This is a genomic window from Bifidobacterium felsineum (assembly GCF_002802915.1).
In the GTDB taxonomy this organism is placed as follows: Bacteria; Actinomycetota; Actinomycetes; order Actinomycetales; family Bifidobacteriaceae; genus Bifidobacterium; species Bifidobacterium felsineum.
The window spans coordinates 56,728-68,518 of sequence record NZ_PEBJ01000004.1; the positions used below are offsets into that span (position 1 = coordinate 56,728).

At 57.3% G+C, this 11,791-nt stretch carries 13 protein-coding genes and 2 tRNA genes; 9 read left to right on the plus strand and 6 right to left on the minus strand.

The features are described from left to right. Window positions 1-222 precede the first annotated feature (222 nt). The 3 genes from CSQ86_RS08025 (at window position 223) to CSQ86_RS08035 (ending at window position 1,760) form a co-directional block, all read left to right on the plus strand. A tRNA-Thr gene (locus tag CSQ86_RS08025) sits at window positions 223-295 on the plus strand. A 79-nt stretch (window positions 296-374) separates the two neighbouring features. After that, window positions 375-455, plus strand: a tRNA-Leu gene (locus CSQ86_RS08030). 303 nt (window positions 456-758) lie between these two features. Further along, window positions 759-1,760, plus strand: coding sequence for an AEC family transporter (locus tag CSQ86_RS08035; protein WP_100494597.1), 1,002 nt, complete (start codon window positions 759-761; stop codon window positions 1,758-1,760). 105 nt (window positions 1,761-1,865) lie between these two features. Here CSQ86_RS08035 and CSQ86_RS08040 read toward each other — a convergent pair whose 3' ends face one another. From CSQ86_RS08040 to CSQ86_RS08055, 4 genes are all read right to left on the minus strand, one after another. Beyond that, window positions 1,866-3,140, minus strand: a complete 1,275-nt coding sequence (locus CSQ86_RS08040) for an aminoacyltransferase (RefSeq protein WP_100494598.1) — start codon at window positions 3,138-3,140, stop codon at window positions 1,866-1,868. A gap of 60 nt (window positions 3,141-3,200) precedes the next feature. After that, complete coding sequence (locus tag CSQ86_RS08045; protein WP_100494599.1) at window positions 3,201-3,944, minus strand: non-canonical purine NTP pyrophosphatase; 744 nt, start codon at window positions 3,942-3,944, stop codon at window positions 3,201-3,203. 40 nt (window positions 3,945-3,984) lie between these two features. Further along, the gene (rph, locus tag CSQ86_RS08050) at window positions 3,985-4,749 is read right to left on the minus strand and encodes a ribonuclease PH (protein WP_165773804.1); all 765 of its coding nucleotides are present in this window, start codon (window positions 4,747-4,749) and stop codon (window positions 3,985-3,987) included. A gap of 73 nt (window positions 4,750-4,822) precedes the next feature. Next, window positions 4,823-5,449 carry a Pr6Pr family membrane protein gene (locus tag CSQ86_RS08055; protein ID WP_165773805.1) on the minus strand — a complete coding sequence of 209 codons (627 nt, stop codon included), beginning with the start codon at window positions 5,447-5,449 and terminating at the stop codon, window positions 4,823-4,825. A gap of 168 nt (window positions 5,450-5,617) precedes the next feature. Here CSQ86_RS08055 and CSQ86_RS08060 point away from each other — a divergent pair, with 168 nt between their 5' ends. After that, on the plus strand, window positions 5,618-6,940 hold the full coding sequence (locus tag CSQ86_RS08060; RefSeq protein ID WP_100494601.1) for a nicotinate phosphoribosyltransferase: 1,323 nt from the start codon (window positions 5,618-5,620) through the stop codon (window positions 6,938-6,940). A 212-nt stretch (window positions 6,941-7,152) separates the two neighbouring features. Here the strand turns inward: CSQ86_RS08060 and CSQ86_RS08065 are convergent, their stop codons facing one another. After that, window positions 7,153-7,581: a MerR family transcriptional regulator gene (locus tag CSQ86_RS08065; RefSeq protein WP_100494602.1), complete on the minus strand. Its 429-nt coding sequence runs from the start codon at window positions 7,579-7,581 to the stop codon at window positions 7,153-7,155. A 156-nt stretch (window positions 7,582-7,737) separates the two neighbouring features. Between CSQ86_RS08065 and CSQ86_RS08070 the strand changes: the two genes are divergently transcribed. After that, entirely contained in the window at window positions 7,738-8,748 is a 1,011-nt protein-coding gene (locus CSQ86_RS08070; protein ID WP_100494603.1) for an aldo/keto reductase, read from the plus strand. A 176-nt stretch (window positions 8,749-8,924) separates the two neighbouring features. On the opposite strand, the gene CSQ86_RS08075 is transcribed toward CSQ86_RS08070, so the two are convergent. Continuing rightward, window positions 8,925-9,215, minus strand: coding sequence for a DUF3039 domain-containing protein (locus tag CSQ86_RS08075; protein WP_100494674.1), 291 nt, complete (start codon window positions 9,213-9,215; stop codon window positions 8,925-8,927). Between the two features lie 123 nt (window positions 9,216-9,338). Here CSQ86_RS08075 and coaD point away from each other — a divergent pair, with 123 nt between their 5' ends. From coaD to rpmF, 4 genes are all read left to right on the plus strand, one after another. After that, on the plus strand, window positions 9,339-9,839 hold the full coding sequence (coaD, locus tag CSQ86_RS08080) for a pantetheine-phosphate adenylyltransferase (RefSeq protein WP_100494604.1): 501 nt from the start codon (window positions 9,339-9,341) through the stop codon (window positions 9,837-9,839). Window positions 9,840-9,852: 13 nt separating this feature from the next. Beyond that, complete coding sequence (locus tag CSQ86_RS08085) at window positions 9,853-10,728, plus strand: DivIVA domain-containing protein (protein ID WP_100494605.1); 876 nt, start codon at window positions 9,853-9,855, stop codon at window positions 10,726-10,728. Window positions 10,729-10,770: 42 nt separating this feature from the next. Further along, window positions 10,771-11,403 (plus strand): YceD family protein, encoded by a 633-nt coding sequence (locus CSQ86_RS08090; RefSeq protein ID WP_100494606.1) that lies wholly within the window; start codon window positions 10,771-10,773, stop codon window positions 11,401-11,403. A gap of 108 nt (window positions 11,404-11,511) precedes the next feature. Then, a complete protein-coding gene (gene rpmF, locus CSQ86_RS08095; RefSeq protein ID WP_100494607.1) occupies window positions 11,512-11,706 on the plus strand; it encodes a 50S ribosomal protein L32 in 195 nt (64 codons plus the stop codon). The last annotated feature ends 85 nt before the right edge of the window (window positions 11,707-11,791 follow it).

Here is an 11,791-nt window from a genome sequence, read left to right on the forward strand (position 1 = left end):
CAGCCATCAGCACGGAACCCTACAAAAACCCTACAGTTTTCCAGAGAACCTTCACTCAGCTCGATATAACTCAATACGGGAACCGGCATCAAGCTGACGCCGATTCCCGACGTTCTTGACGTTCATGACGTCGCACAAACACGTCCGATTGGCGTTTTTCCACAGCGTGCTTTATACTCATTATCTTGTGCGCGCGGTTAGCGAATGCTTTCCGCGAGACAAGCCACTTTAGCTCAGTCGGTAGAGCGGCTCACTCGTAATGAGCAGGTCGTCAGTTCGATTCTGACAAGTGGCTCGACTGCCCTAGGTAGGTTCGTCCGCCTAGGGTTTTGCATATCGGGTTGTTTCAATCGATGCATGCGATATGCAATAACGCGCGAGTGGCGGAATTGGTAGACGCGCAGGATTTAGGTTCCTGTGTCTTTGACGTGTGGGTTCAAGTCCCATCTCGCGCACCCTCTTATACGGCTCGAAACGGCTTGATACCAACGTTTATGAGCCGCTTCCCACGCCGAAGGCTCGGGAAAATATACCAAAAATACGACGGAATACACCACACAGCAATCCACTCAGGCATTCCCGTATACCCCATATGACTGTAGGTTTTTTAACGAAATATGTTGAAAAACCTACAGTCAACGTCAAAGAACCTACAGTTGAGCACTGTCCGCGGTGTGAGAAATTCCTCGACACCATATCTTCCACGTCCGGCACGGCGAGGATAGTAAAACCCGTACGCGAATCGAGGGAGAGAAGCTGTGTCTGCCATACTTACGCCAGTCGGCCTGCTACTGATCATTCTTGCCGGCTACCTGTTTCGGCGTTTTGGCCTCTTCGGACAGAAGGATTACCGGGTCCTGCAAACCGCGGAATTCAACATCGTGCTGCCCGGCGCCATCGTCTACTCGTTCGCCACGAATCCGCATGACATTTCACTGCTGTGGATCTCACTGTTCGCATTCTTCTGCTCGTTCATTCCCGTGGTGTGCATTTTCATCGCCACGAGGAAGCGCAACGTCACCGATCGTGCATTCCTGATGCTCAACGGCGCGGGATTCAATCTTGGCTGCTTCTGCTTCCCGGTCGTGCAATCATTCTGGGGAGCGGGAGCCGTAGTGCCAGCCGCTATGTTCGATATCGGCAACTGCATTATGGTGGCCGCCGGCACCAATGTGCTCACCCAACAACTGCTGCATATCCAACCCGGCAAGACACTGGCCGAGCAGCACGCCGGCTCAGCGCCAACGCTACCGTACGAAAAGCCCAAGGATCGCGACGCCAAACGACTGGCCCGCCACGCACTTGTGCGCACCATCGCCAAAAGCTTCTTCGGGTCTGTGCCATTCGACACCTATCTGCTGATGATTGCGCTCACGATTGTGAACGTAAAAATTCCGGGATGGATCGCCACCCTCTGCGAGCCTCTCAGTGGCGCAAACGCTCTGATGTCGATGCTGATGGTGGGCATGCTTATGGATCTGCCTCAATCCAAGCACGATGTGCGCGAGGTGTTGGCCGTAGTGGCTTGGCGACTGCCGTTCAGCATCGTCTTCGCCCTTGCCGCATGGTTCCTGCTGCCATTCAGCGCATCCATCCGAGCCGTGGCGGTGATTGCCAGCCTCGCCCCGATCGCCATCTTCTCTACACTGTTCACCGATAAAGTGCTCGGCAACGCCAAACTTGCCGGATTCTCGCTGGCGCTGACGGCGATCATCGCGCTGGTGCTTATGGCTATCGCGCATGCGTTGATGGGCGTGTAAGCATATTCAACTCTGCTCTTCCTTTCGTGCGCACCATCGAAACAGGGGTCTGGTACTTGTCAAAACCGGCAAATACCAGACCCCTGCATAAGCAAATTCAGTCAATCATCGATTCAATAGCTTATGCGCCAAACGGCTCACCGCGCACATGAACGGATTGACGTTCAACGTGAACTCTCCTGGCAGCTCTTCGACATAACCATTGAATCCCTGCTTGAATTCCAGCACACCGCGGCCTTCATCGTCAGGATTATCGAATACGCCGGAGATGCCGTAGAAGTTATAGCGGGTGATGCCCAATTCCAAGCATTGCGTCATTGCCACATGCTGAATCAATGCAGAAGCATAGAACGGCTTATATTTTTCGATGCTTCCCGAGAATAGGTACACGCGCTCCTGCGGATGATCCACGAACATGGATGCCGCTGCGGGGAGGACATCCCCATCCTTCGCGAACTCAGCGGCCTCGGCCAAACGCTTTTCAGCTGCCGCCAGATTGCGCTGCTCCTCACCCAACTGGCGTTCGGTCTTGGTCGTCGGATGCTCATCATATTTGGCCTGCAGATTGGCCACTTTCGCCTGCAATGCTTCACGCTTGTGCTCCATATCGGCCACATATTCAGCGATATGAATCTCAGCCAGCAAATAGTGGACATCATTGCCGAACGCATGCTTGAACTGATGGAAATACTGTTCATCACGGGCAGCGAAATTACGGCGATTCGCAGTCTGACGTTCGATCTCCGAAAACACGTTCAGCTCATCTTCGCCAATCTCGCGAACATGAACGCCCATTGAAGACGCTCGCTTCACGCTCCACTGAGTACGTTTGTCATATGACTTCAGCAATGCTTTCTCATCTGCGATACCCGTAAGATCCTTGACATACACCCAACGATTAATCACAGAACCATAGCCACGCGTAAAACCAGCATGCTGCCAGCCCAGAGCCTTGTAGTTCTTCACCAGAACATCATCAGCATCGGCGACTGGCTTGCCTTCGGAATCACGCTTGCAATATACAGTGCATGGCCAAGCCGTCACCTTGATGGCCTTATGTCTACGAGCCGAATCTCGAATAGCGTCGGTCATGGTTCTCAGCACATCGGAATCATCCGAATCACATAGCGGGCCAAGCCACACGGAGCCTTCCAGACCGAACCGGCTGCGCGTATATACGATTTCGGTCGCGCCAACTAGCTCTTCACCACGCCAAACACCCATATAATCGGCAATTCGGCCAGTGTTAGTCACGTGACGGGCCATATTGAGGGACTGCTGAAAATTACCTTGAGGATACGCGCGCGAGAACGAATCCAACTGTTCACCACTAATGGGCGAGTATCGAAGCGACCCATTATTGTTCGCTGTCATCGACATTGTCCTTTACTTATCTATCTTCACCATTGTTCGAATCGCATCCGATGTTAGGACCACGACCTACTTCAACAGTGCTTCAATCTCAGGCACCAAGGCCTTGAGCGCCTTGCCACGGTGCGAAATCGCGTTCTTTTCGGCCGGGGTCATTTCGGCGCTGGTCAGCGGTTCGCCTTCATGATCAGGCTCGATGCTGGCACGGCCAGCCGGCTGATCATTCGGCACGAACAGCGGATCATAGCCAAAACCATGCTCGCCGCGAGGCTTGCGAATGATGCGACCGACCATATCGCCAAGCTTGACTACTTCGGATTTGATGGCATAACGGCCAGCCACCGGGGCGCCCTGAGCTCCAGCAGCTGCCGACGCAGCCTGATCGCCGCCGGTCACATCGATGCCCGCCTCGGTATCTGGCACAACCAGTGCCGCCGCACAACGGAATCGAGCAGTGCGCTTATCGTCAGGAATATCTTCGATCTGGGCAAGCAGCAGCGCATTGTTGGCCTTGTCATGACCATGCGCGCCGGCCCAGCGAGCAGACAGGATGCCGGGAGCGTTGCCCATTACGTCCACGATCAAGCCGGAATCGTCGGCAATGGCAGGCAAACCGGTACGGCTGGCCACATCGCGTGCTTTGAGCAGCGCATTCTCCTCAAAAGTCACACCGGTTTCCACCGGGTCGGGCAGATGCAGGCTGCCGGCGGAGACCAGCTCGATGTTGGCGGCATCCGCGCCTAGATCCTCTTCAAGGATGCGGCGGATTTCCACCAGCTTGCCTTCGTTATGCGTGGCGACGACGAGTTTCATTGGGTGTTCTCCTTGTGCAATTCGCGAGTTCAGTCGGCGGTCAGTCCAGGGCCAGGGCGGCACGCTGGGCGGCCTGCAGTTCCTTGTTTCCCTTTTCGGCAAGGTCAAGCAGGGTACCGAGTTCGGCGCGGTTGAACGGGCGGTGTTCGGCGGTGCCCTGAATCTCGATAAACGTGCCGGAGCCGGTCATGGCCACATTCATATCGGTCATGGCCTGGCTGTCTTCGATGTACGGCAGGTCGAGCATCGGCGTGCCGTTGATCACGCCCACGGACACAGCGGAGACATAATCCTTCAGCACCTTGGCGGCGGACTTGATGTGATGGTTTTTCTCAGCCCAGTTGACCGCATCGACCAGCGCCACATATGCGCCAGTCACGGAAGCGGTACGGGTGCCGCCATCGGCCTGGAGCACGTCGCAGTCCAGCTGGATCTGGTTCTCGCCCAGCGCCTTCATATCGACGACGCCGCGCAGGCAACGGCCGATGAGTCGGCTGATTTCCATGGTGCGACCACCGAGTTTGCCCTTGACGGATTCGCGATCGGTACGCTCGGAGGTGGCACGCGGCAGCATCGCGTATTCGGCAGTGACCCAGCCGAGACCGGAGTCCTTGCGCCAACGCGGCACTCCCGGGGTGAAGGTGGCGGTGCACATTACGCGCGTGTTGCCGCATTCGATGAGCACTGAGCCTTCCGGGGCGTCGGTGAAGTGACGTGTGATGCGAACCGGGCGCAGCTCGTCCACAGCGCGACCGTCCGCACGAATAATCTGATGATTGGGAATCAAATCTTTAATTTCAGCCATGAGGCCCAGCATACGCCACCCGGTTCACGCATGAACTGCGCAGGCTGAGCGAACCATGCGAATCGTAAGACGCCTAGCCGAGCAGGGCTTTCCTGGGGAGCGCACGGTCAAACACCCACACCACAAAGGAGAGCACCACGAACGCGAGCGCCAGTTTGCCGCAGCTCATCGCGAATCCCTGCCAGCCCAGCGTGTTCAGGTTGATGAATTCGTATGGGTATGGGCTTCCGCCGGCAGCCGGCCCGGAGTTGGGCCACAGCGCGGCCCTTATCAGCACGAATGCCAGATACAGCGGGAAGTACAGCAGCCACGAGAACATGTAATGCCAGCGGAATCGGCGATGCGGATCGAACAGCAGAAAATCAATCACCGCCATAATCGGCGCGATTTTATGCAGCATCGTATTGGTCATGATGCCGATGACTTGCGGCACATAGGCAGGGTTGTCGGGCGGCATCAACAAGAACGCGACCAATGCGGTCACGATGGCGTACAGCGTGACGCAACCTTTGAGCCAAGCGGGCGGCTGTATGCCTTTGAGCAGCGTGGCCGCTCCAGCCCAGAGCATCACAATGCCGAGCACGAAGCCTGTTTGGAAGGTGAAATACACCCAATACTGCGGCTTGGACCAGGCCTCATACGTGCCCACGAAGCAGAATCCCGCAATGGCCAGCCGCCATAATGCCACAATGAATCTCATATTTTCTGAGTCTACCCACTGCGCCAGCCTCGCCGACGGGTATATCGTTGAGCCGATCATGCTGAATTCCCTGAAATGCGTCTGGCATGGTTGCCGCGCAGGACTACACTTATAGTCAGTTTTACCATTAGTAGGAAAACCAACCAGCAGGAAAGGCCCGATTCGATAATGGTCGATTATTCGCCGGCTCTGATGACCGACATGTACGAATACACAATGCTCGATGCCGCGCTTAAGGACGGCACCGCGAATCGCAAGTGCGTGTTTGAAGTGTTTACGCGCCACCTGCCCGAAGGCCGCCGTTATGGCGTGGTGGCTGGCACCGGCCGTATTCTGGATGAGCTTGAACGCTTCCACTTGGACGATGAGGACCTGAAGTTCCTCGCCGACCGCCATGTGGTGAGCCCTGAAACCATCAAGTGGCTGGAGAATTTCCGCTTCTCCGGTTCCATCAAGGGCTACCGCGAAGGCGAGATGTTCTTCCCGAACTCCCCGATTCTGCAGGTCGAGGGCACGTTCGGCGAATGCACACTGCTGGAGACGCTGATCCTGTCGATTCTTAACTATGATTCCGCCGTGGCTTCCGCCGCATCCCGCATGGTGTCCGCCGCCAAGGACCGCCCGTGCATGGATATGGGCGGCCGTCGCACCAACGAATGGGCTGCGGTTGCCGCCGCGCGCGCCGCAGTAGTGGGCGGCTTCAAGGGCACTGCAAACCTGCTCGCCGCGCAGCTCTATGGTTTGAAGGCCATCGGCACTGCCGCGCATTGCTTCACTTTGGTGCATGACTCCGAACGCGATGCGTTCGAATCGCAGATCGCCGCACTCGGCAAGAACACCACACTGCTGGTGGATACCTACAACATCGAGGAAGCCGTCAAGACCGCCGTCGAGGTGGCTGGTCCGGAACTCGGCGGCATTCGCATCGACTCTGGCGATTTGGCTGCGATGGCACAGCGCGTGCGCAATCAGTTGGATGCGCTGGGAGCCACGAACACCACGATTACCGTGACCAATGATCTGGATGAGTATGCACTGGCCGCACTACAGACCGCGCCTGTGGATTCCTATGGCGTGGGTACGATGCTGGTCACCGGTTCCGGCGCACCCACCTGCGCGATGGTGTACAAACTCACCGAACGCGAGGGAGCGGATGGCACGATGCAGCCCGTGGCCAAGAAGTCGAAGGATAAGGCCACGGTACCGGGCCGCAAGCTGGCGTATCGCTCGTATGAATATTCGCTCGCCGAAGCCGAGCATGTGATCTCGGGTTCCGAGGAAAAGCTCGCTGGATTCACGCCGGAACCGGAATGGAAGAACCTGTTGGTGAACTTCGTCGATCACGGCAAGGCCGACTCCCAGTGGCAGGGCCATGACGCCATCATGGCCGCACACGACTACCGCGCCAAGGCTTTGGCCGAGCTGCCGATCACCGCACAGAGCCTGATGAAGGGCGAGCCGGTGATTCCTACGGAAACCACAGTCCTGTGATTTCCGTAGGAATCCGTCGCGGCACAGCCGCTCCCCGGCCGCAACAACGGACAGGCTCCGCCTGAGCACTGTTAGCTCGCTATCGTTCGCACCTCGCCTACAAATAACCCACCGGGTTATTTGCTTTGCGGCTCGGCCATACAGACACCCCACTGGGCTGTCTGCTTAACGGTTCGGCTACTGAAACCACAGTTCTGTGATTTCCGTATGATTCAGCAATCAATCGAATAGACGCGGGTTTTGTAGTTCAGCCAATCCGGCAGGGGCTCACCCGCGTCTATCGCACGCTTGATATCGCCGTAATAATGGAGCTTACGCTGCACGTGGATGGCCGCCTCATTGAGCGCGCGGCGTTGCTCATCCAAGGCTTTACGCCGGGATTCCAAAAGCTCCAAAATCTCATTGATATGCTCCGGCTCATTGGACTCATATACGAAGAACTTCTTCAAATCATCAATGGTCATGCCAGCGTTTTTGAAGCAGCAAATCGCGCGCAGACGGTCAATATGGCAGTCCTCGTACACGCGCTGGCCGGTTTCCGTGCGCCCAACGTTGGTGAGCAATCCCTGATCCTCGTAGTAACGCAGCGTGGACGGCTGCATATGAAACTGTGTGGCCACTTGCCGAATCGTGTATGACATCTGCTTCTCCTTAGCTTTTGCGCAAAACATCTTGGCGACACGCCGACGTACCGCCGAACATTTGCATTCAAGTTCACTTGAACTGGAACCATAATAACCGATAACGAAACCACATGCCCCAAACAGGCATCGGAACAACGCGCCACAGGAGGCACCATGTTCGAACCAACCGCCACTTACCCCCCAAACCCGCATCGCTATGACACGATGACCTACAACCGTGCAGGAAACTCCGGTCTGAAGCTGCCGGCAGTCTCCCTCGGATTCTGGCACAACTTCGGCGACATCACGCCGTTCGAACAGATGAAATCGCTGGTGTTCACCGCGTTCGACAACGGCATCACCCACTTCGACCTGGCCAACAACTACGGCCCTGAACCCGGTCAGGCAGAGAAGAACTGCGGTCTGCTGCTCGCCAAGTATTTCAAGCATCACCGCGATGAACTGATCATCTCCACCAAGGCCGGCTACGAGATGTGGGCCGGACCATACGGCGACCTCGGCAGCCGCAAGTACCTGCTCGCCTCACTTGACCAGTCGCTCGAACGTCTCGGTCTTGATTACGTGGACATCTTCTACCATCACCACCCGGATCCGGAGACCCCGCTCGAGGAGACGATGGGCGCACTGGCCCAGGCCGTGAACTCCGGCAAGGCGCTGTACGTGGGCCTGTCCAACTACGACGGACCGACGATGGAGAAGGCCGCTGCAATCCTCAAGGAATTGCATGTGCCGTTCATCATCAACCAGAACAAGTACAACATCCTCGACCGCACGGTGGAACATAACGGTTTGAAGGAGACCGCATACAAGCTCGGCAAAGGCCTCATCACCTTCTGCCCGCTGGAGCAGGGCCTGTTGACCAACCGTTATCTGAACGGCATCCCCGCCGACAGCCGAATCGCCCACGATCCGCGATTCCTCAACGATTCCGCGCTCACCGACAAGCTGCACAAACAGGTGGTGGATCTGAACAATCTGGCGGCCGAACGCGGCCAGTCGCTTGCAGAGATGAGCCTGGCATGGCTGCTGCACGACGGCAAGGTGACTTCCGTGCTGGCCGGCGCTTCCAAGCCGCAGCAGATCCTGGACAACATCGGCGCGCTGAAGAACACGCATTTCAGCGACGAAGAGCTCAAGCTGATCGACGAAATCTCCGCTCGCTGAAACGCGCACGACCCCACGTAAGGCCGGGTTTTCAGCTCAACCAGCTGTAAATCCGGCAAAATACAGGCTGAAAAGGACGAAAACGCCAATTCGCAGCGCCAAATAGGACAAAGAACGCATTCAAAACGTCCATTTGGCGCTGCGAATTGAGGGAAACGTCCTTTTCGGCCCGTATTTCAGGCCATCATCTCGTCATAGATGCGCTTGCAATCCGGGCAGACCGGGTACTTGGACGGATCATGCTTCGGCACCCACACCTTGCCGCACAGAGCCACGACCGGGCGTCCGGTCGCGCGGGACTCGGCGATACGGTCGCGAGACACGTAATGCGCGAACCGATCGGCGTCACCGCCATCATCGCGGACCGGAGACTCCTCAACCTGCGGGCGCTCCAACACCGAAGTTCCCGCGGACTGATCCGGATTCCTCAGCGGCTCGGCATCATCGACAAAGCTTGCAAAGTTCACACTCAGGCTCATGACGTACTTCTTTCCTTGGCGTACTGTGGCAAACAGCGTCCGTCATCGACGGATATCCGCATTCCATCATAGATTCCCGCTGTTACTGGCTGACGATGTAGTCTAGAAGTCATGACTATCGCAGTATGCCCCGGCTCGTTCGACCCCGTAACCGCCGGCCACTTGGATGTAATCGAGCGCTCGGCGCGATTTTTCGATGAGGTTCACGTAGTGGTGGCTGTCAACGCCGCGAAAACACCGATGTTTTCCGAAGCCACCAGAGTCAATGTGATTCGCCATGCCTTGAAGGAGGCCGGCTGCACCAATGTGGCCGTCGCCTCGACCGAGGGGCTTATCACGGACTATTGCAAGAAGGTTGGCGCCAGCGTCATCGTCAAAGGTCTGCGCCAGAACGGTGATTACGAGGCCGAACTCGGCATGGCTTTGGTCAACCGCAAACTTGCCGGCATCGAAACATTGTTCCTGCCGGCCGACCCGATTCTTGAACATATCTCCAGTTCCATTGTCAAAGACGTGGCACGGCACGGCGGTGACGTGACGGGCATGGTGCCCGATTGCGTCGTTCCGATGCTGGCCGAGGCCTTGGCAGAGGAAAGTCAGAAGAAGGACTGATGACTAGATGACTATGAGTGACGACCACCCCACCGGATACGTTGACCTGACCAAGCCGGAGCAGACCCCGGCTGCAACCAGCGCAGCACCGCAGGAGTCTGACGCCGCAACTGGCGCGGCACCGGCAACGGCAAGCCAGGCCCCTCTGCCTCCCACTGAGGCTGCCTCCATTGTGATGCCGGCCGCCACTTCTCGCGCGCCGCATGCCGACCACCCTGAGACTGCGGCTCCGGCATCAGCCGGCGAGAATGCAGGTTCCGGTAAGTCGCGATTCAACATGGATGCGCTTCCTGATTTGCGCGAAACGCTGAACCCCGATTCTTCCACGGAAAAGAGCCGCGAGGAATTCACCACTGTGTATGACGTCATCGATCAGATTGACGCCATGCTCGCCGAAGCCAAAACCAGCTTTTTGACACCCGGCATGGTGCGCGTGGATCGCGAAGAGCTCACTGCGCAGCTCAACGAATTGAAGAAGCTGCTGCCAGTGCAGCTGGAGCGCGCTTCGGCCTTGATGCGCGAAGCTGAACGCCGCCTGGAATCGGCGCAGACACAGGCCAACGCCGTAGTGGCATCCGCGCAAAGCCGTGCGGCGGACATGATCAAGGAAGCCAACGAGCAGGCGCAATTCCTGGCCGGCCAGGAGAACGTGACCGAACTGGCCCGTCAGAAGGCCCGCACGATTCTGGAGCAGGCACAGAATAAGTCAGACCACCTGACCCAAGGCGCCGACCAGTACTGCACCACTGTGATGGAAGGCCTCTCCCAGCAGCTCACAAAGCTCAATCAGGACGTTCAGGCTGGGCTTAACGTACTGAATGAGCGCCAGCGCGCGGCATCCGAAAAGATGCCGAACATCACGCTGAATGATTATCCTGAAGCGCAGTAAGCAGTAACGTACAGCAGCACAGCACGAAAGGCATACAACCATATGGCACGAGTTGAGGATTCCCCGTGGGCGATTTCGGTGGCGCAGATCGCCTCCCGAGCCGGCCAGTCCAAGTCGGTTGACGCCGACTTCCCGGCACCGAGCGGCATCGGCGACAATATCGTCGGCATCAAGGAAGGCGCACCTGTCCACGTCACAGGCCAGTTCGATTCGATTGTGGATGGTCTGATTTTCACCGGCCGGCTCGTCGCACCGTTCGTCAGCGAATGCACCCGCTGTTTGAAACCGATTGACGAGGATTGGCCGGTGAATGTCACCGTGTTCTTCCCGTACGAATCCGCAGCGGACAAGAATACGGCTCGCGGAGGCAAGGGTAAGGGCGGCAAGGCCGCCAAGGATGAGGAAGTGGAGATCCTGGCCGGCGAGGATGAGTCCGAAGATACCTATCCGCTGCTGGAAAACGGCGCTTTTGCGGACATCGAGGCGATGATTCGCGACACGCTGGTGGAATCTCTGCCGCTGCAGCCGCTGTGCAAGCCGGATTGCAAGGGATTATGCTCCCAGTGCGGCGTGGATCTGAACGAAAATCCCGACCACCATCATGAGTCCACGGATATTCGTTTCGCCGGCCTGGCGGCGCTGAAAGCCCAGCTGGAGGCTGAACAAGGCAAGTAGTAAAGCCTGTACTACCTAAAAACAGGCGTGTTTGGTGTTTGTACGAGCCATGCGTTAAAATAACGGACGCTTAAGCTCAATTGTTCGAACGAAACAGAGGATACTCAAATGGCACTGCCTAAGTACAAGACCTCTCGCGCCAACACGCACTCGCGTCGCGCGAACTGGAAGGCCACCGCTGCTGCAACCGTGAACTGCCCGAACTGTGGCGCTCCGGCCCTGCCGCACATGGCTTGCCCGGCATGCGGCAACTACCGTGGCCGCACCTACCGCTCCGCCATCCAGCCGGCTCACACCAAGTGAACCCTGCGATAACGGCTTAATGAAGACCCTGCCATCGACGGGTGGCAGGGTCTTCGCATATCAATCATCGCGAAGGATTGCGCAT

Excerpts from the sequence above, each read along its gene's own strand:
- CSQ86_RS08040 (WP_100494598.1), bottom strand. The coding sequence starts at position 3,140 with ATGTCGATGACAGCGAACAATAATGGGTCGCTTCGATACTCGCCCATT.
- CSQ86_RS08045 (WP_100494599.1), bottom strand. The coding sequence starts at position 3,944 with ATGAAACTCGTCGTCGCCACGCATAACGAAGGCAAGCTGGTGGAAATC.
- rph (WP_165773804.1), bottom strand. The coding sequence starts at position 4,749 with ATGGCTGAAATTAAAGATTTGATTCCCAATCATCAGATTATTCGTGCG.
- CSQ86_RS08055 (WP_165773805.1), bottom strand. The coding sequence starts at position 5,449 with ATGAGATTCATTGTGGCATTATGGCGGCTGGCCATTGCGGGATTCTGC.
- CSQ86_RS08060 (WP_100494601.1), top strand. The coding sequence starts at position 5,618 with ATGGTCGATTATTCGCCGGCTCTGATGACCGACATGTACGAATACACA.
- CSQ86_RS08065 (WP_100494602.1), bottom strand. The coding sequence starts at position 7,581 with ATGTCATACACGATTCGGCAAGTGGCCACACAGTTTCATATGCAGCCG.
- CSQ86_RS08070 (WP_100494603.1), top strand. The coding sequence starts at position 7,738 with ATGTTCGAACCAACCGCCACTTACCCCCCAAACCCGCATCGCTATGAC.
- coaD (WP_100494604.1), top strand. The coding sequence starts at position 9,339 with ATGACTATCGCAGTATGCCCCGGCTCGTTCGACCCCGTAACCGCCGGC.
- CSQ86_RS08085 (WP_100494605.1), top strand. The coding sequence starts at position 9,853 with ATGAGTGACGACCACCCCACCGGATACGTTGACCTGACCAAGCCGGAG.
- CSQ86_RS08090 (WP_100494606.1), top strand. The coding sequence starts at position 10,771 with ATGGCACGAGTTGAGGATTCCCCGTGGGCGATTTCGGTGGCGCAGATC.
- rpmF (WP_100494607.1), top strand. The coding sequence starts at position 11,512 with ATGGCACTGCCTAAGTACAAGACCTCTCGCGCCAACACGCACTCGCGT.